This is a genomic window from Aliirhizobium wenxiniae (assembly GCF_014201355.1).
Taxonomy (GTDB): Bacteria; Pseudomonadota; Alphaproteobacteria; order Rhizobiales; family Rhizobiaceae; genus Neorhizobium; species Neorhizobium wenxiniae.
Window position 1 is genome coordinate 37062 of the sequence record NZ_JACHEG010000012.1, and the last position, 20107, is coordinate 57168.

Consider the following 20107-nt stretch of genomic DNA (forward strand, 5'->3'; position numbering starts at 1 on the left):
CTGAAACGGACTGGATTTCGAATATTCTGATTAGAAAACGACGGGGTGGGTGGCACCGGTCTCGACGTTGACGAGGCCTTGCGGAGCGTGGTCGCTCGGTGCCACCAGAACCCAGCGCCACGGCGCGCAGGTGAGCGTGGCAAAGGCGAGCCGCTCCGGGAAGCCGGCAAACCAGCGCGGGTGGAAGCTCGGCTCGTACATCCAGTCGATCTTTTCGCCCTCGGCATAAAGCGCCTGCATTTCCTCATGCAGATCTTCCGCCGGGCGGCAGCTCATCAGGCCGGCGACCTCGTAACGCACGCGGGCGACGACCTTTCCTTCGCGCACCAGCGCCCAGCCGCCATCGTTTTCGGCAACTGCATTGACGGCCTTGGCCATGGCTTCGTCAGATGAGCCGACGCACCAGATATTATGCTTGTCATGCGCCATGGAGCAGGCGAGCGCCGTGTCCGGTGTCGAGGGGCCGCAGCCGAGCCAGAACATTTTCGACACCGCACCCTTGCCGGAGAAACGGTCGATGACGGAGAATTTGGTGATGTTGCGGCTCTCGTCGCGCTGTACCAAGCCATCCCTGACCGGCAGGTCAAAGGTCAAAAAGTCGTCTGTCCAGTGGAAGGGGCGAAGCACGGCGGCCGTCATCGTCTCGCGGCCGGGTTCGGCCCTGATGGCAAAATCTTCCGCCGTCAGGTCGCGGCCGATATTGATGGTGTTCGTCGCCCATTCCGGCCAGTCGATCTTCGGCACGGCCGGCAGATAGGTCTTGGCCTCGGAGACCTGTTTTCCGTCGGCCCAGACTTTGGCGATTTCGAATTTCTCGACATCCGACAGAAGCACGATATCGGCATAACGGCCCGGCGCTATCGAGCCGACCCAGGGGGTAAGGCGCATGTGGCGGGCGGGGTTGATGGTGACGCACTGGATGGCGATTTCAGGCGCAAGTCCGGCCTCGATAGCCAGTCGCACATTGTGGTCGGTGGCGCCGAGCTTGAGTGTATCGGAAGCTGAGCGGTCGTCGGTGGTCAGCGCGATCTGCGACCAGTCGGCAAGGCCGCGGTCGAGAAGGCCCTTGATGACTTCCGGCAGGCTGTGCGGGCGAAGCTCCATGAAAAGGCCATGAGTGAGCTTGTCCCAGAATTCTTCGGGCGTCCATGCTTCATGGTCAGACGCAAGGCCTGCCGCGGCAAAGGCGTTAATCGAGGGCAGATCGCGGATACCGGCTGCATGGCCCTCGACAACGGCGCGCTTTTCGAATGTCGCGCGGATCATGCCCCAGAGACGTTCATGCGACGGGTTTTCCGGGTTCCATACGGCCGGCCAGTCCATCACCTCATCCAGGCCCGCCGTCATCAGGCTTTGTTGAAGAAAGGTCTTCTGCTCGTCGTAACCGAGATAACCGCCGCCATGTTCATAAGCTGTCGGTGGAACGGCGGAGCCGGGCAGGGGGAAGATCTTCAGCGGCGAACCGGCCTCGCGAGCCTTCAGCCAGAATTCCAGCGTCTTTGCGCCATTCACATTGGAAAATTCGTGGCTCGCCTCGCAGGTCCAGGTATTTCCGCGCGGCAGAACAAGCGCTGCTTCCCATTCGGGCGTCAGATGCGAGCTTTCGATATGCTTGTGCACTTCGCCAAGACCGGGAACGGCGGAAAGATCCGGTTCGTGGACGCGGGTGCCCACTTCGCCCGGATAGGAGCCGGCCTTGCCGACATAGGCGATGCGGCGGTCCTTGATGATGATTTCCTGGTCTTCCGACCATGTGCGGGTCGCCACATCGAGAAGCCGTCCTACCCGCAGGGCCACATCGGCCTTTTCCTTGCCGAGTGCCACCAGTGTCAGACGCTGGCGGATCCGCACTTCGCTGTCGGCATCGATGGTGGTGTCCTGAATTTCAAAAGGCATGGTTTTCTCTGCGTCGCATTTTCCGGGTCGCGGGCCTGCAGTGATAATCCGTGGCGGGGTCCAGTCAACCGTTCAAATCGATCGGACCGGATTGTGAGCCATGCTTTCGTCGCTATGCATGGGGCGAGCGAAAATTGACATATGTCATTGTGGGTTTTTGCAGCCGCGACATAGTTTCCGGGAGGCCGCGAAAGGCTTGCTTCCTGGCCGTATTGGTCCAGAATTTAGTCTTCTAAATCGATTTAGTACGCGTGATGAGCGCGACTTACCACGCACCATGATTCAATTTGAGGTGGAATTATCATGACAGTTAGCACGATTGCGGAGCTGGACGCGCTTGTGGCGCGGGTTGAAGCTGCACAGAAGGCTTATGCGAGTTTCAGCCAGGAGCAGGTTGACGAAATCTTCCGCAATGCCGCACTGGCGGCTGCGAATGCACGTATCCCGCTTGCCAAGATGGCGGTTGAGGAGACCGGCATGGGCGTGATGGAGGACAAGGTGGTGAAGAACCATTTTGCCTCTGAGTATATCTACAACAAATACAAGGACGAGAAGACCTGTGGCGTTCTCTCCGAAGAACCGGAATACGGGATTGCGACTGTTGCCGAGCCGATCGGCCTGATCTGCGCCATCGTGCCGACCACCAATCCGACCTCGACGGCGATCTTCAAGGCGTTGATTGCGCTCAAGACCCGCAATGGCATTGTTTTCTCGCCCCACCCGCGCGCCAAGCGCGCAACCTGCGAGGCGGCTCGCCTTGTGCTGGAAGCCGCAGTCAAGGCCGGTGCGCCGAAGGACATTATCGGCTGGATCGATGAGCCGAGCGTAGAGCTTTCCAATGCCCTGATGCATCACCCGGCTATCGACCTGATCCTTGCGACCGGCGGTCCCGGCATGGTCAAGGCCGCTTACTCGTCCGGCAAGCCGGCAATCGGCGTCGGCGCCGGGAATACGCCTGCCGTCATCGATGAATTTGCCGATATCAAGCGTGCAGTGGCCTCGATCCTGATGTCGAAGACCTTCGACAATGGCGTCGTCTGCGCCTCGGAACAGTCGGTCGTCGTGGTCGATGCCGTCTATGATGCGGTGCGCGAGCGTTTCCGCACCCATGGCGGTTATGTCCTGTCGAGCAACGAGGCGGGTGCAATCAAGAGCCTGATCCTGAAGAAGGGATCGATCAATGCCGAGATCGTCGGCCAGTCGGCACACAAGATTGCCGAGATGGCAGGCTTCGAAGTTCCGACCGGCACCAAGGTGCTGATTGCCGAAGTCGAGGCGATCGACGAGACCGAACCCTTTGCCTATGAGAAGCTGTCGCCGCTTCTGGCCATGTACAAGGCGAAGAATTTCGAGGCTGCTTGCGACAAGGCCGAGGCGCTGGTTGCCTTCGGCGGTGTCGGTCACACCTCGGTTCTCTATACCGACCAGGATCTGCAGCCGGAACGCATCGCCACCTACGGCGCGAAGATGAAGACCTCGCGCATCCTGATCAATTCGCCGGCCTCGCATGGCGGCATCGGCGATCTCTACAACTTCCGTCTCGCACCGTCATTGACGCTCGGCTGCGGCTCGTGGGGAGGCAACTCGATCTCGGAAAATGTCGGTCCGCAGCATCTGATCAACAGGAAGACGGTGGCCATGCGCGCCGAGAACATGCTTTGGCACAAGCTGCCGCCATCGATCTACTTCCGTCGCGGCAGCCTGCCGTTTGCGCTCGAAGACCTGAAGGACAAGAAGCGTTGCCTGATCGTGACCGACCGCTTCCTGTTCGAGAACGGCAATGTCAACGACACGATCCGCATTTTGAAGGACCTCGGCCTTGAGGTCGAAGTCTTCTTCGAAGTCAGCGCCGACCCGACGCTTGCCGTGGTGCGCAAGGCGACCGCACTTGCCAACGCCTTCCAGCCGGACCTGATCCTTGCCGTCGGCGGCGGTTCTCCGATGGATGCCGCCAAGATCATGTGGGTCATGTACGAGCATCCGGATGTGGAGTTCACCGATCTGGCGCTGCGCTTCATGGATATCCGCAAGCGCATCTACCGCTTCCCGACGCTCGGCAAGAAGGCGATGTTCGTGGCCGTTCCGACGACTTCGGGCACGGGTTCTGAAGTCACTCCGTTTGCGGTCGTGACCGACGAGAAGACCGGCATCAAATACCCGATCGCCGACTACCAGCTGACGCCGCATATGGCGATCGTTGACGCCAATCTCGTCATGAACATGCCGAAGTCCTTGACCGCGCATGGTGGTATCGATGCGGTGACGCATGCGCTCGAAGCCTATGTCTCGGTCATGGCCAACGAATATTCGGACGGTCAGGCGCTGCAGGCATTGAAGCTGCTGAAAGCCTATCTACCTTCGGCCTACAAGAACGGCGCCAAGGATCCGAAGGCGCGCGAGCAGGTTCACAATGCCGCAACGCTTGCAGGCATCGCCTTTGCAAATGCCTTCCTCGGCGTGTGCCATTCGATGGCGCACAAGATCGGTGCGGAATTCCACATTCCCCATGGCCTGTCGAACGCACTGCTGATCTCCAACGTTGTCCGCTACAACGCGGTCGACAATCCGAGCAAGCAGGCGGCGTTCAGCCAGTATGACCGGCCGAAGGCGCTATGCCGTTATGCCGAGATTGCCCAGCATCTTGGCCTCGGCGGCAAGAACGACGCGGCATCCGTCGAGAACCTCGTCCAGTGGCTGGAACAGCTGAAGAAGGATCTCGACATTCCGGCCTCGATCCAGGCAGCCGGTGTCGGTGAAGCCGACTTCATGGCCAAGGTCGACAAGCTTGCCGAAATGGCCTTCGATGATCAGTGCACGGGCGCCAACCCGCGTTATCCGTTGATCGCCGAAATCCGCGACGTTCTGATCGCCAGCTACCATGGCGAGGCTTATGTCGAAGAGCAGGATAAGCCGGCCGCAAAGGAACCGCGTGTCGTTTCCCTGAAGGCCAAGGGCTGATCCTTCGGCCGTGAGGAGACCTCTCGAATTAGGTCGACTTACGGCACTAAACCAGCGCACCTGCCGGACCTATATGGTTCGGCGGTGCCCCGGTGTGACAGGAGAGCTGTCGATATCCGAAGGGCCGCCAAAAGCGTCGATGGTTATATTCCCATCGACGGCGCTTGTGCCATCGTATCACGAATGACAAGCTTCGTAGCGAGCGCGTATCGCACGTCCGCAACATTGGGCGAGCCCCGGTTTGCAGAACAGGAGAGACGGCTTCGCCACCGATTTGGTAAGTTGGGGCGGGTGTCGGGATAATCGCGAGCTCCATACCACGTACTGTGACCCCTGCCCGGATTGCGGAGCGCCGCTGTTTGTTGGACAAAGAAGCGACAGGCCAGGGGCTTGTTGGCGGACCATCCCGCTTTTGCGATCGCGGCGTGGATTGGTGCATTGGCTCGACGTCCGGCAAGCGTGACTTCCCCCGATCTCCTCGATGGCAGGCTCGGTACGATCCCTTCTCTTCCAACTCCCTCGGTCGTGCAGTCAGGTGAACTGGCGCTGGGTCGACTCACGAATGATCAGAGCAGGCTCCAGCGTAAGATCCGTGGGTTGCGGCTTTTCTTCGATCATCGCAATGATCTTCTTCATCACCACTTCGCCGGTGGTCTGGCTACAAACGTCGACAGTTGTCAGCGGTGGCGTGACGTAGCGGCTGATCGGAATATTGTCGATCCCGGCAAAGGCGACGTCAAAGGGAACCTTGAAGCCAAGCGAACGGGCCTCGTTCATCATGCCGATCGCCACAAGGTCATTCCAGCCGATGATCACATCCGGGCGATCTGGACGCAGCAACACGCGGGCCGCGGCGCGTTCGCCTGCTTCATTCGTCGGTTCATCCACGTCGAAGATCAGAAGTTCCACCCCTGCAGGCTCCAGGATTTGCCTCAAGCCCTGAAGGCGGTCGGCATTGGATGGTGCGCGTGAGTAGCCCATGTAACCGAACCGCTTGAAACCCTGCCGGACGAGATATTGCGCAAGCAGCGCGGCAACCTGAACACTGTCCGTGCCCACTGTCAGGACATCATCGCGCTCTGGCTGTCCTAGAAAGGCGACCGGTTTGTCGAGTTCGGCCAGCCAGTCTGTGACGTCTTTCGGAATGCGGGCGCTGACGATCAAACCATCCGTGCGCGGCGCTAAGGCCTCCAATAGCGGGCGAACCGCTGCGATACTCTCCTCCATGTCCACGACAAAGAGATTGTAGCCGTTCGCCAGTGCCACCCGATTGGCACCCTTCACGACATTCGAATAATGAGGATTGGCGAGATCCATCACCGCAAGCCCGATTGCAGTCGTACGGCCGGTGACCATGGCGCGGGCGAGAGAATTCTGGCTGTAGCCCAGATCCTCGATTGCTTCGCGCAGCTTCTCTTCCACTGCCGGTGAGAATGACTGCTGGCCATTCACGTATTTCGACACCGTCGCAATCGATACGCCGGCTTTCTCCGCAACATCTCGGATGGTCGGTCTTTTCGGGCGCTTCATGCAGATAAACGCTTTCCTTGTTTTCTTCTGTTCAACGCAACTACCGCTGATGCGGATTTCGTTCCCATCTCGAGTGTTGACAATAACACATTATTTTCCGCGATTTCGGTTGATCCATATCATTCTATCCAGCTCCCGCCGCGCTAAAAATATCAGTTAAACGTTTTCCTTGTTTGGGAGGCGTGCCTTTGAGCGCTGGCTTAGAGGAAAGCGGCTCTGCCGGGGACAGACGTTTGGCATGTTCTGGAGGCGTGCAGGGCGAATGGCTATTTTAGAGGAGGTTTCCCATGAGGAAGGTAAGGGCGTTCGCGTTTGCAGCGCTGGCAAGCACGACGATGGTGTCTACAGCCTATTCGGCAGAGACGATCAATGTCTGGATGCGATACGGCGATGCCGAACGGCCGACGATTGCGCGCATCGTTGACGGGTTTACGGCCGAGACAGGGATCAAGGTAGACCTTTTTCTCGCAAATATCGATTTCGAAACGCGTCTCACACGTGCCGCCGCGGGTGGCAGCCTGCCGGATCTGGTTGTCAACGACGCCACTTTCATGGGGCAGTTGCTCGATATGGGGGTGGTCAAGCCGATCGATCGCGCGTCTTTGAAGGGCGGTGACGAGCTTCACGATGTCGCCTGGAACAGTGTTCAGGCCGCCGATGGAAACTATTACGGCGTGCCGACATCGGCGCAGGCTTTTGCGGTCTTCATCCGCAAGGACTGGCGTGAAAAGCTCGGCTATGACGTGCCCAAGACCTGGGAAGATCTCTACAATCTGGCGAAGGCCTTTACGGAAAACGATCCTGACGGGAATGGCAAGAAGGACACCTACGGCTATGTCATGCCGCTTTCCGGCACGCGTGGGTATGCATCCTGGTTCATGTCCGATCTGATCTGGCAGGCGGGCGGCGATTTCCTTCAGCAGAAGGGTGATGCCTATGTTTCGTCCATGGCAACGCCTGCTGTCGAAAAGGCCGTAACCTTCGCACGCAAGATGATCTGCGATGGTTATGCGCAGCCGGCCGCAATCACATCGACCACCGGCGACACACTGCCGGTCTTCGTCTCGGGACAAGGCGGGATCTTCCGCTCCGGGCCTTATCATATCGCGGCGTTTACGCGTGAACCGGGACGTGACAAGTTCGAGGTCGTCGCCCCACCCGCCGGCCCTGCCGGTCAGGCCGAACTTGCCGAAGGCGAGGCCGCATTCGTTATGGCTTCGACAAAGCATGAGGCAGAAGCAAAGCAGTTCATCGAGTATCTGGTTTCGAAGAAGGGCCAGGAAACCGGCATGGCCGCCGGTACCGGGGACAACGCGATTGTCCGCCTGTCGGTCAACAAGAATGTCGATGTGGTAAAGGTCCAGCCCGATCCTGCCTGGGGCGTTTTCGCCGATCTTTATGCCACGAATGCACGCTACTTCCCGCGCGTGCCGAACTGGAAGCCGATCCGTCAGGTCGCAGCCGATGGCCTCAATCAGATCCTCTCCAGTTGCAACTCCGACATCATGTCCGGGCTGCAGGGGCTCGACGAAGCTCTTAATGCGGAACTGAAACTTCAAGAGGTCCTGGCCAAGTAACCTCTCAGGCAACATTGGCGCCGCGTGACCGTCTTTGAGTGACGCGGCGCCAACCCGGCAAATCTGCCGGCCAATTCCTCACCGTAATACTCGCAATTTATCGCCCGAGCGCCACCCGGCGCTCGCCAGGATTTCCTGGTGCCAAGCGGAGGAGCATATGTGGTTTCACTCTAAACGCCTGAGATGGATCGTTCCCTGGCTGTTTCTGGCTCCGGCCCTGATCATCTTCACATGGTTCAAGTTCGTGCCCATTATCAAAGGGCTGTTCATGAGCTTCTACAAGGTGCGCTTTTCAGGATCGGATCAATGGGTCGGGCTTGCCAATTTCGAGCGCGCTCTTTCCGACAGCGCCCTGCATGCGGCAAGCCTGAACACGCTGATCTATGTCGTCTCGACGACAATCGCGGGCGGTATCTTCGCCTTCGCCGTCGCGTTGGCGCTCGAAGGTCAGGCCCGGCACATACGGTTGATCCGCACCGCGATCTTCATTCCAGCAGTAACCTCGATCGCTGTTCTCGCTGAAATCTGGCGGATCCTGTTCTATCCCGGCGCAGATGGGGTCGTGAACCAGATGCTCGGCGTTTTCGCCGTCGGGCCGCAGGGCTTCATGTCCGATCCCGATCAGGCGCTCTTCATCGTCATTCTGATGCAGATATGGAAGAACGTTCCTTATAACATGATGATCTTCATCGCCGGTCTCGCAAGCATCAACCGTGAGCTCTACGATGCTGCGTCCGTCGATGGGGCCAGCGCGTTTCGCAAGCTCTGGCACGTCACCATTCCCGGCCTCGTCCCCGCATTCTCAGTCGTTGTCATGCTCTCGCTCATTCGCGGCTTTCGCGTCTTCACCGAGGTCTACACCACGACCGGTGGCGGCCCGGCTAATGCCACCGAAGTCATCATGACGAATATCTTCAAAGCCGGTTTTGAACGCTTCGACTACGGCTATGCCGCCGCGGTTTCCTTCCTGCTGTTCGCCTTCACCGTATGCCTGACAATCGTGCATGTCAGCGTGAAGAACCGGATCGATCGGACCTGAGGAGCTTCCGATGAAAATGACACTCCCGCAACGCATCGCCCGCGGTCTGGTCTATGCTCTGTTGCTCATCGTATTCTGCGGTCCCTTCTGGGGCATCCTGGCGACCGCCTTTACAAAGAATACGGTTCAGCCGGGCCAGCTTGTCCTGTGGCCTAGCAATCCGACTTTCGATCACTTCATCTACGCGTGGTCTGAAGTCAAAATCTGGATCTACCTCTTCAACTCATTGTTCGTCGTCGCGATCGCAACGGTGCTGCAGACATTTGTCAGTGCACTCGCCGCCTATGCGCTGGCTCGCAAGAGGTTTCGCGGTGCAGCCATCGTCAGCCTTGCGATCATTTCGACAATGATGCTGCCCGATGAGGTTATTGCGATCCCGCTCTATCTCATCCTGCATGCAGAACTGCCGCTGCTACATACATCGATCTACAATACCTATGCGGCCATGATCCTGCCGGTCGTCGGCTGGGCCTTCTCCGTCTTCCTTCTGACGGAGTTCATGAAGGCTATTCCGCGTGACCTTGAAGATGCAGCACGCGTGGACGGCGCCAATGAACTGCAGATCTTCTGGCGTGTGGTGCTGCCGCTCGTCAGGCCGGCGCTTGGTACGGCAACCATCTTCGGTTTCCTGATGATCTGGGATCAGTATCTGCTGCCGCTGATCGCCGTCGATGATCGCAATCTCTACACGCTCCCCGTCATCCTGCGCTCCCTGCGCGTCGACGAGGTGCTTCAGCAAAACATCTTCATCGCCGTCACAGTCGTCGCCACGGTGCCCTGCATCGTCGTCTATCTCCTGCTTCAGAAACAGTTCAATCGCGGGCTGATGTCCGGCGCGGTCAAGGGCTGAAGCGAAAGGTTCGGGTGAATAAAATGGGTTCAGTTAGCCTTCACAATGTCAACAAGTCCTTCAAGGCCGTCGATGTCATTCACGATGTCGCTCTTGAGATCGAAGACGGAGAGTTCTGCGTCCTGATCGGTCCTTCGGGATCGGGGAAATCGACCCTGCTCCGGATCATTGCCGGCCTGGAAGAGGTCTCGAGCGGAACCGTTTCGATCAACGGCAAGGATGTTACGGAGCTTGCCCCGAAACAGCGGGATATCGCGATGGTGTTCCAGACCTACGCGCTCTACCCGCAGATGACAGTCGCCGAAAACATGGGGTTCGCGCTGAAACTGGCGGGAATGCCGAAAGCTGAAATCGCGGAAAAGGTAAAGCAGACGGCGCGCATGCTGGAGCTGGAGCCATTGCTCGATCGTCTTCCAAAGGCACTGTCTGGCGGTCAGCGGCAACGCGTCTCGATGGGCCGCGCTATCGTGCGTGATCCTTCTGTTTTCCTGTTCGACGAACCGCTTTCGAATCTGGACGCCAAGCTTCGTGTCCAGGTGCGCGGCGAAATCGCCGACCTTCACAAGCGTCTCGGTACGACTTCGATCTACGTGACGCATGACCAGGTCGAGGCCATGACGCTAGGCCAGAAGATCGTCGTGCTGTGGGACGGACGCGTGGAACAGGCGGGGCCGCCGCTGACGCTTTACAACGATCCGGTCAACACATTCGTCGCCAGCTTCCTCGGCACGCCATCGATCAATCTGATCGAGGCCCGTGTCGAATTAAACGGCGGTGAAGCTGCCGCGCGCCTCACGGACGGAGCATTGCTTCCATTGGGAGCCGCCCAGGATTTCACGGAAGGTCAGGCGATCCTTTATGGCATCCGGCCGGAGCATGTCGGAATCGTTGCCGGCCGGCAGGAAGGCGGTATCGCCGCCACCATTCACGCGGTCGAAAATACCGGCTCGGACATGGTGATCCTTTCGGATGCACAAGGATTCCGTGTCTCCGCCGCCTTCAAGGAGCAACGGCCTCTGGAGGCGGGACAGATCGTGACGCTTATCCCGGACCATTCCAAGGTGCGCGTATTCGATGCGGAAAGCGGAAAACGCATCCGTCGTCGTGAAGACGGCTGAACCATCAGAAATAACGGAAGTGGCGCGCCAGCCGGTTCTGGAACCGACGGCGCTGCCCGAATGGGAATATCGAAATGTTCAAAGACGCGATGAAGATCGAACAACTTCTCAAGGGATTGTCCGAAAACCGAAACTGGAAGCCGTTTCCCGGCATTCAGGATCGATCTCAGTGGAAGGCCATCGCTGGTGATCCGAATCTGAAAGTCGCGGCGGAGGCGATGATCGCGGTCGCGGATCTTTTGCTGGATCAGGAGATCGATCCGCTGACCGGCTCCATGTACATGAATTTCATGACGAATGGCGACCGGCTTCTCTATGAGGAGAACTACTTTCGCCGCCGCTACGAACTTTCCCATCTTGTCATCGCCGAGTGCCTGAAAGCCGACGGAACCTATCTTCCTAAGATCATCGACTACCTCTGGGAAATCCTGGGCGAAATAAGCTGGTGCGTGCCCGCGCATAATTTTGCCGGGCAACACGACATGGTGATGTTCAAGCAGCCCAATCCCTGGAAGGAGGACGATCCGCTTCCGGTTCCGGGCGACGACTATCTCGATCTCTTCGCCTGCGAAACGGCGGCAACGCTGGCCGAGGCATGTTATCTGTTGAAGCACACCCTGCTCGAAACCGTTCCGTCGCTTTATTATCGCATCCAGGGCGAGATCGATCGCCGTGCGCTGAAGCTTCTCGAAGGACCGAAACATTACGGCTGGTATCTAGGCCGCAACAACTGGACGGCATGGTGCGCACATAATCTTTTGCTTGCCGCCTGCTATACCGTTGAGGACGACCAGCGGCTGGCTGCCATAGCCATGAAGCTGATGGTGCCGATGCAGCGCTTTTTCGACACGATAGAGCCATCCGGAGCTTGCATCGAAGGTCCGGGTTACTGGGTGGTCAGCGCCGGGCGGCTTGCCGGTTTTGTCAGTCTTGTCGAGGAACGCTTCGGTATCGATCTGAAGGCGGGGGACAATCAGAAGTTCCGCAATTTCGGGGAGCATATATTGCCGCTCAATATCGGCGGTAACCTCTTCGTCAACTTCGCGGATGGCAGTCTGAAGATCGATCTGGATCAGGGGCTGCTCAGCCGCTATGCGAGCCTTATCGGCTCTGACCAACTGTCCGGTCTTGTCGCCGATGATATCGACCGTTCGGCCCGTCACAAGCTCGCTAATCCGGGCCGGGGCCGTGGGCGCAATGATTACGCCCGCCAGTTTCTCGTTCACCTGACCCGATTGCTTTTCTGGACACCGGAAAACAGAAAATCGGCGGCAAGGACATGTGAGAAAAGCGTCTGGCTCGCCGACATGCAGATGATGATTGCCCGATCCGAGGAAAAGGCCGGCGCCGGGCTAATGTTGAGCGCGATTGCCGGCAGCAATGACCCGGAGGTCAACCATCACTCCCATAACGACGTTGGTCATTTCAGCGTCTATCTGGACGGTGAGCCGATGATTATCGATCTGGGACAGGGGGCCTATTCGCGCGCCACTTTCACCGAGACGCGATATGATATGTGGCATATCAGTTCGAAGGGGCACAACGTTCCGGCCGTGAACGGCTACCTCCAATATGCGGGAAAAGGCTCGCAAGCGCGCGATGTGGCGTACCGCCACGAAGGTACCAGCAGCTATCTGTCTCTCGACGCAAGCCCTGCCTATTTCCGTGATCCAGGATCGCGGCGAATGATCCGACACCTCAATTTCAGCCATGACACGGCAAAGATAGAGATCAGCGACGAGATCGATTTGAGGGAGCCGCTCACCCGCTTTGAACTTCCTCTTCATGTCTCCGATCGAAAAATAGTGGTTGGGACTGACGGGGTGTGCCGGCTCTACGGGAAACACAGCGTACTGGTCATTACCCCGAAAAATCTTCGCGTCACCGGTTTGGAGCCGATCGAGATTACAGACCCGCGCCACCTCGATGTCTGGGGAAGCCGGGTTTTCAAGATCGGTTTCGAGGCGATTGACATCGAAAAGGCGATCTTCGGTTTCTCGATCGAGATCGGTTGATCTCCGCCTAGCGCTTTCGCTGATCCATCATAGGGTGAGTGAAAGCGCCGCCGATGTTCGCACCTGGGCTTCGTGCCGGTGCCGAAAGATAGCATATCGTGAGGGATGTGGCATATGTTGTCGGAAGCGGAAGCTCCGATCTGGCAGTCATTATCGAAATCACGAGATCCAACCCATGAACATCAAGCAACTGGAAGTGCTTCGCACGCTTCTGGCAACCGGCTCGACGATTGCCGCTGCAAAGACGATGGGGCTTAGTCAGTCAGGTGTCAGCCGCATGCTGCAGCAGCTGGAGCAGGATCTCTCGATCACGTTGTTTGCGCGTGACAAGGGCCGTCTCATCGCGACGCCCGAGGCGCTTGCGCTGGGCCATGACGCGGAAAATATTCTTCTTGCCGTGGACCGTATGTCCAGCCATGCGGAAGATCTGCGCAGCGGCGCGTCCGGCCCGGAGATCGTGCGTATCGGGCTGCCAAGTAGCATGTGGGAAAATTTCGCTCCGGCCATGCTGGTGGATTATATTCGCGCCTTCCCCGGAGTGCGTATCGAAACCTTTTTCGAAAGCACGACGGCAATCAACAAGCTGGTGGGCGAGAGGGTCATCGATATCGGCTTCCTGCGCATGGAAGGCGAGACCGGTCCGGGGATTGTGGTCGACAAGGTGGCAAGCGGCACGAGTGTCTGCGTCGTGCCGAAGGACCACCCGTTGGCGGAACTGGAAACAATCTCGGCAAAGGACCTGCGCAATGTACCGCTGGTTCTCATCGGCCGGCAGAGACCGAACCGGATGGCGCTCGACCAGCAGTTTGCACGCGCCGGCGTGAAGCAGATGGTGAAGATCGAGACGCATACCAACAGTTCCGCCTGTGCCTATGTTGCGCAAGGGTTGGGGGTGTCGATCATCAGCAGTTTCTACGCCAATCTTTATCGGCATCTGCCTGTCGTGCAGCGCCCTTTCGTTCCACAGGCTAGGCAGGATTTCGGCCTGGCGCGCGCTGCGGGCTTTCCGCTGTCGATCGCGGCGCAAGCCTTGAGCGATGCTTTGCAGCGGCAAATTCAGCTTTCTCAAAAAATCGAATGAGATTAGCTAATTAATCTTGAAACTTGGGCTTTCCGGACGGCGAATTGCGGCCCGCGAGATGCATAGGTATATGACAAAATCGCATAATATTGCGCTTCTAAAATCATTTCGTCATAGCCTTAATTAACGAAACCGATGCTGGCGGAATGGAAAGCCGCCTTCAATCGTGGGGAAACAATGCTGAGATTCATACTGAGCCGTCTTCTGATGGCGCTGCCGACGATCGTGCTTGTCTCGATCACGGTTTTTGCGCTGATCCGTTTCATTCCCGGTGATCCCGCAGCCCTGATGCTGGGCGACATGGCGCAGCCCGACCAGATCGCCGCCATGCGCACCGAGCTCGGCCTCGACAAGTCGATGCCGCAACAGTTCGTCATTTGGGCCGGTAATGTCCTTCACGGAGATTTCGGACGCTCGATCGTCAATGACGAAGCCGTCCTGCCGCTCGTTGTCTCGCGTTTCATGGTCAGCGCGGAAATCGTCGTGATCGCCGTTCTGCTGGCCAGCCTGATTGCCGTGCCGGCCGGTGTGATTGCTGCCTGGCGGCAGAACAGCATAACCGATCTGGCGCTGGTCGGTACCGCAACGGTGCTTCTGTCGATCCCGACATTCTGGCTAGGGCTTTTGCTGCTGCTGCTTTTCGGGCTGAAACTCGGCTGGCTGCCGGTTCTCGGTTACGTCTCGATCGGCGACAACGTGGTTGGCGGCTTACTTTATCTGGTGCTGCCGGTGATGACGTTGGTCATCCATGAGGCCGGCGTGCTGATCCGCATGGCGCGCGCCTCGACACTGGAAGTGCTGCGTCTCGATTACATCACCCATGCTCGTGCCAAGGGGCTTTCGGAAAGCGCCGTGTTGTGGCGGCATGCATTCAAGAATGCATTCGGCCCGACATGGACGATGATCGGCCTCATCCTCGGCAACCTGCTTGGCGGCATTGCGGTCATCGAGACGGTGTTCACCATTCCCGGCCTCGGCCGCCTGATGGTCGACAGCATTTTTGCCCGCGATTACCCGGTTATCCAGGGCTGCCTGCTGTTCGTCTCACTATCCTATGTGCTGGTCAATCTCGTCGTCGACCTGCTTTATCCCCTGTTTGATCCGCGGGTTGTCGCCGAATGAAAAAATTCACTCTCAACGGTCTTATCGGCGGGTTTCTCATAACCGTTCTCATCACAACCGCCGCACTTGGCCTGTTCTGGACGCCGTTCGACCCGATGAAACTGTCGTTCACCGCCCGTCTTGCCGGGCCGAGCGCCACGCATCTTCTCGGGACCGACGAGTTCGGCCGCGATGTCCTGAGCCGCCTGATGGTCGGTGCGCAGGCGAGCGTCTGGATCGGTTTCCTGACGGTCAGTTTCGCGACCGTCTGCGGCACGCTGATCGGCCTTGTCAGCGGTTATGCTCGCGGCTGGGTGGACGGCGTCATCATGGCCGTCAACAATGCGCTTCTTGCCTTTCCCGGTATTCTTCTGGCGCTTGGCCTACTCGCCGTCTTCGGCGCCAATCAGTATGGCATCATCTTCGCACTAGGGATCGCCTATACGCCTTCCATGGCCCGCGTTGTTCGCGGCGCCGTGTTGTCGCTGCGCGAGCGGGAATTCATCGAGGCGTCGCGGGTGATGGGCAATGGTGAGCTGTTCACGCTGTTCCGTCACGTTCTGCCGAACTGCCTTGCGCCGATCACCGTGCTTGCCACCTCGATGTTCGGTTGGGCGATCCTGTCGGAAAGCGCGCTCTCCTTCCTTGGTCTCGGCGTGCCGCCGCCGGCACCCACATGGGGCAACATGCTGGCTGCCGGCCGTCCCTTCATCCAGCAGGCCGTCTGGCTGGGTCTTTTCCCCGGTATCTGCATCGCGCTGACCCTGCTCGGCATCAATCTGCTCGGCGACGCCCTTCGCGACCGCCTCGACCCGCGCATGAGGGGCCTGAAATGACCAAGGACATGTCCGCAGAAACGCTTCTGAGCGTCAACAGCCTTTCGCTTGAAGTTGCCCACACCGGTCTCGAGGTGGTCAAGGGCATCTCCTTCGACATCGCGCCGGGCGAAATCTTTGGCATCGTCGGCGAAAGCGGCTCCGGCAAGACGCTGGCAACGCGTGCGCTGATCTCGCTTCTGCCCCCGGCCATCAAGGTTACGGGTGGCTCCGTCCGCTACAAGGGCCGCGATGTTCTGAAGATGAAGGACAGGGAGCTTCGACATTTGCGCGGTGGCGAAATCGGCGTGGTTTTCCAGGAGCCGATGACCTCGCTCAACCCGTCGATGACCATCGGCCGGCAACTGGAAGAGGGGCTTGTCCTTCACACCAAACTGTCACCACAGGAACGTCGCGACCGCATTCTCGACATGCTGAAACGTGTCGGCATCCGCGAGCCGGAAGGGGCGCTTGCCGCCTATCCGCACGAGTTTTCCGGCGGCATGCGCCAGCGCATCATGCTGGCTTCGGTCATGCTGCTGAAACCGGCGCTGCTGATTGCCGATGAACCGACAACGGCGCTTGATGCCGTCATCCAGCGCGATGTCATGGAGCTTATGGTCGAACTGACACGGGCCGAAGGCACCGCCGTTCTGCTGATCAGCCACGACCTGCCGATGGTGGCGCGTTATACAAGCCGCATCGTGGTGATGGAAAAAGGCTCGATCGTCGAGCAAGGGCGCACCGAAGACCTGCTCGATGCCCCGCAGCATGATTACACGAGGAAGCTTCTGTCCTCGCTGCCCTTTCGCGGTGAAGCGCGTTCGCTCGATACGTCGAAGGCGCCTATGGTTTCGGCCCGCAATATCGTCGTCGATTATGCGGGACGCAAATCGTTGCTCAAGAAGGCCAAGCCCAAGCGCGCCCTGCATGGCATCAGTATCGATATCCACGAGGGTGAGGTTGTCGCGCTTGTCGGCGGCTCAGGTTCCGGAAAAACCACGCTTGGCCGCACGATCGCGGGTCTGGTCAAGGAAAGCGAAGGCGATATCCGCTTCCAGGGCCGCTCCCGCGATGATGACTGGCGCGACTATCGCCTCAATTGCCAGATGGTGTTTCAGGACCCGTATTCCTCGCTCGATCCGCGCATGACCATTCTTGCGCTGGTCGAGGAGGCGCTTCGACTGGTGCCGGATCTCGACGCACAGGCAAAGCGCAAACGGGCGCTGGAAACGCTGGAGGAAGTAGGTCTTAACGCCGACTATGCCAGCCGCTATCCGCACGAGCTTTCCGGCGGACAGCGGCAGCGTGTGGCGATTGCTCGCGCGATTGCCCGCCGGCCGCGCTTCCTGATCGCCGACGAGCCTGTCTCTGCTCTAGATGTGACAGTGCGTGCGCAGGTGCTCGACCTCTTTTCCGACCTGCAGAAACGCTACGGCTTTTCCTGCCTGTTCATCAGCCACGATCTCGGTGTGGTCGAGCAGGTGGCCGACCGTGTTGTCGTCATGCAGGACGGCCGGATCATAGAGGAGGGAGATCGCGACGCGATCTTCGACAATCCCAAGCAAGCCTATACCCGCCGTTTGCTCTCGGCCATTCCCGCGCTCGGGCACAACGAGCGGGGCGGCGTGACACTCAAATGGCGTCTGGAAAACGATGCATAACAGGATGGATACGATGACGACTGCCGACCAGCTGTCCGCGATCTGCGACGCCCAGCCCTTTGTCACGCGCTTCATGGTGCGCAATCTGCTGACGGGGGAGGAGATCCGCCGCGGCGCCGACGAAGAAACGCCTTCCGGCAGCACCCGCAAGACCTCGATCATGATGGCCGCACTCAAGGCCGCTCATGAAGGGCGGCTCAACCTGGATGAACCGGTCACCTATGAGGAGCGGTTGGCCAAGGAAGTCGCCAGCGGCATGTTCCGCTACATGACGCCAGGCATTGTCATCTCGCTGCGTGATGCGATCACGGGAATGATGACGCTGAGCGACAATGTCTGCACGAAAATGGTGCTGGAGCGGCTGACGCTGGAAGAGGTGGACAGCTACTGCAAAGCGCTTGGAATGGCCAATACCCACCACCGCTTCCTCATTCCGCCGCTCGCCCTGCCGGCCGATCACGCGCTGACGACGGTGACGACGACCTCGGCTGCCGATCAGGTTCTGCTGCTGCAGACCATTCTCGATGCGCAATCCTCGACTGAGGCGCAGCAAAGGCTCGGCTGCAGCGCAGAACTCTGTGCCTTCGCCATGGAGACGCTGAAGCACCAGATCCTGCGCTACGGCATCCGTTCTCGCCTGCCGTTCGAAACGCTGGTGGCAAGCAAGAGCGGGCGCGGCAAGCGCGGACGCATGGATGCCGGCATCGTCTACAGGCAAGGCGCGCCCTTCTTCATCATCACCGCCTATACAGATGACGTGCCGCAGGTCATGCCGGATGGCACGCCGGGATACACGCTTTCGCTCGAAACGATCGGCCGGCTGGCGCAGGCCTGCTGGAACGGGTTCCAGTCGTAAAAATCAACAATGGCAAAAGAGGGTAGAACAATGAAAAAGCTTCTTCTGGCAGGCACGGCTGTGCTTGCAATGACCAGCATCACCAATGCCCGCGATATCACCATTGCGCAGAGTTCCGACCTGCGCAGCGCCAATCCCGGCGTCAACCGTGACGGCAATACCGATGGCGTCATCCTGCACATCGTCGAGGGTCTCGTCGGTTACAACAATAGCGGCGAGGTGAAGCCGCTTCTGGCCAAGAGTTTCGAAACCTCCGCCGATGGCCTGACCTATACGTTCAAGCTGCGCACGGATGTGAAATTCCACAACGGCAAGACGATGACGGCGGATGACGTCGTCTGGAACTGGACGCGTTACCTGAAGCCGGAAACCAAATGGACCTGCCTCAACGACTTCGCCAAGGGCGGTGCAGCACCGGTCAAGGATGTAAAGGCCGTTGATGCCTCCACGGTCGCAATCACCCTCGAAAAACCCTCTGCGGTCTTCCTTGGCCTGATGTCACGTCCGGAATGCGGTTATACCGGCATGATCTCACCGGATTCCGTTTCGGCCGATGGCAGCTTCGTCAAGCCGATCGGAACCGGACCGTTCCAATGGGACGAGTGGAAGAAGGGCGAGTATATCCATCTGAAGAAATTCGCTGATTACGTCTCGCCGGAGAATGAGGGCAAGCCGGATGGCATGGTAGGCTCCAAGCGACCACTGGCTGACGGCATCAAGTTCATGGTCATTCCGGATGCATCGACCGTGAAGGCCGGGCTGGAGTCCGGCGTGCTCGATACGGCCGAAATTTCACCCGATCTTATCCCGGAGTTCAAGGCCAGCGACAAGACGCAGCTGATCGTTTCGCGCAACAATGGCAAGAACCTGTTCTACATTCAGACCCGCGACAAGGTCTTGAGCAATCCCGGCGTGCGTCGCGCCATGGCAATGGCGCTCGATCTTGATGAACTGGTCGCCGCCGCATCGAACGGGACCGGCGAGGCGAACGGCTCGATGGTATCGCAGGACAGCGTCTATTTCGACGAGACTCAGAAGACGCGGCTTCCCTACGATATCGAGGCTGCCAAGAAGGAACTGGCGGATGCCGGCTACAAGGGTGAGCCGATCTCGATCATCGCCAACAAGCGCGGCAATGTGCCAAGCTTTCCGGCTGCCGTCATGGCGCAGGCGATGATGCAGCAGGCCGGTCTCAACGTGCAGATCGAAGTGCTGGATTATGCCACGCAGGTCGATCGCCGCCGCTCCGGCAACTATCAGGTCATCTCGCAGTCGGTCGCGCCGCGTCTCGACCCGGCGCTGATGTATTCTTTCTATGTCGGCAACAAGGACAAGAACGCCTCGCTGATGTGGGACGATCCGAAAGCCGTCGAGCTGATGAATGCCGCCTATGCAGAAGCCGATCAGGAAAAGCGTCAGAAGATCTTCGATGAGTTCCATGAGCTGATGCTGAAGGAAATGCCGGGCATCTTTCTTTACGACATGGTGGACGTCTGGGGCGCGACGAAGAAGCTGAAGGGCCAGCCGGTCTGGCAATCGAATGCCCGCCTCTGGGAAGTTTCGGTCGAAGACTGAGTTTTGAGCGCGCCGGCAAAGATCGGCGCGCC

14 protein-coding genes are annotated in these 20107 nt (G+C 58.8%); 12 read left to right on the forward strand and 2 right to left on the reverse strand.

Translation table 11 applies throughout. The features are described 5' to 3' along the window. Window positions 1-30: 30 nt before the first annotated feature. Complete coding sequence (locus tag HNQ72_RS27925) at window positions 31-1896, reverse strand: adenine deaminase (RefSeq protein ID WP_183997543.1); 1866 nt, start codon at window positions 1894-1896, stop codon at window positions 31-33. 303 nt (window positions 1897-2199) lie between these two features. Between HNQ72_RS27925 and adhE the strand changes: the two genes are divergently transcribed. Beyond that, complete coding sequence (adhE, locus tag HNQ72_RS27930) at window positions 2200-4854, forward strand: bifunctional acetaldehyde-CoA/alcohol dehydrogenase (protein WP_183997545.1); 2655 nt, start codon at window positions 2200-2202, stop codon at window positions 4852-4854. A gap of 531 nt (window positions 4855-5385) precedes the next feature. Here the strand turns inward: adhE and HNQ72_RS27935 are convergent. Beyond that, window positions 5386-6384 carry a LacI family DNA-binding transcriptional regulator gene (locus HNQ72_RS27935; protein WP_183997547.1) on the reverse strand — a complete coding sequence of 333 codons (999 nt, stop codon included), beginning with the start codon at window positions 6382-6384 and terminating at the stop codon, window positions 5386-5388. 287 nt (window positions 6385-6671) lie between these two features. Between HNQ72_RS27935 and HNQ72_RS27940 the strand changes: the two genes are divergently transcribed. From HNQ72_RS27940 to HNQ72_RS27990, 11 genes are all read left to right on the forward strand, one after another. Beyond that, entirely contained in the window at window positions 6672-7961 is a 1290-nt protein-coding gene (locus HNQ72_RS27940) for an ABC transporter substrate-binding protein (protein ID WP_183997549.1), read from the forward strand. A gap of 157 nt (window positions 7962-8118) precedes the next feature. Then, window positions 8119-9000 (forward strand): carbohydrate ABC transporter permease, encoded by an 882-nt coding sequence (locus tag HNQ72_RS27945; RefSeq protein WP_148146875.1) that lies wholly within the window; start codon window positions 8119-8121, stop codon window positions 8998-9000. A 10-nt stretch (window positions 9001-9010) separates the two neighbouring features. Continuing rightward, the gene (locus HNQ72_RS27950) at window positions 9011-9850 is read left to right on the forward strand and encodes a carbohydrate ABC transporter permease (RefSeq protein WP_183997551.1); all 840 of its coding nucleotides are present in this window, start codon (window positions 9011-9013) and stop codon (window positions 9848-9850) included. Window positions 9851-9873: 23 nt separating this feature from the next. After that, a complete protein-coding gene (locus tag HNQ72_RS27955) occupies window positions 9874-10968 on the forward strand; it encodes an ABC transporter ATP-binding protein (protein ID WP_183997553.1) in 1095 nt (364 codons plus the stop codon). Between the two features lie 74 nt (window positions 10969-11042). Beyond that, entirely contained in the window at window positions 11043-12983 is a 1941-nt protein-coding gene (locus HNQ72_RS27960) for a heparinase II/III domain-containing protein (RefSeq protein ID WP_183997555.1), read from the forward strand. A 175-nt stretch (window positions 12984-13158) separates the two neighbouring features. Next, window positions 13159-14064 (forward strand): LysR family transcriptional regulator, encoded by a 906-nt coding sequence (locus HNQ72_RS27965; RefSeq protein WP_183997557.1) that lies wholly within the window; start codon window positions 13159-13161, stop codon window positions 14062-14064. 177 nt (window positions 14065-14241) lie between these two features. Further along, window positions 14242-15186: an ABC transporter permease gene (locus tag HNQ72_RS27970; protein ID WP_183997559.1), complete on the forward strand. Its 945-nt coding sequence runs from the start codon at window positions 14242-14244 to the stop codon at window positions 15184-15186. Next, window positions 15183-16001: an ABC transporter permease gene (locus HNQ72_RS27975; RefSeq protein ID WP_183997561.1), complete on the forward strand. Its 819-nt coding sequence runs from the start codon at window positions 15183-15185 to the stop codon at window positions 15999-16001. The genes HNQ72_RS27970 and HNQ72_RS27975 overlap by 4 nt, the downstream gene beginning before the upstream one ends. A gap of 8 nt (window positions 16002-16009) precedes the next feature. Beyond that, window positions 16010-17644: an ABC transporter ATP-binding protein gene (locus tag HNQ72_RS27980; protein ID WP_183997646.1), complete on the forward strand. Its 1635-nt coding sequence runs from the start codon at window positions 16010-16012 to the stop codon at window positions 17642-17644. A gap of 13 nt (window positions 17645-17657) precedes the next feature. Continuing rightward, window positions 17658-18500 (forward strand): serine hydrolase, encoded by an 843-nt coding sequence (locus tag HNQ72_RS27985; protein ID WP_183997562.1) that lies wholly within the window; start codon window positions 17658-17660, stop codon window positions 18498-18500. Window positions 18501-18530: 30 nt separating this feature from the next. Continuing rightward, window positions 18531-20075 (forward strand): ABC transporter substrate-binding protein, encoded by a 1545-nt coding sequence (locus HNQ72_RS27990; protein WP_183997564.1) that lies wholly within the window; start codon window positions 18531-18533, stop codon window positions 20073-20075. Window positions 20076-20107: the final 32 nt, after the last annotated feature.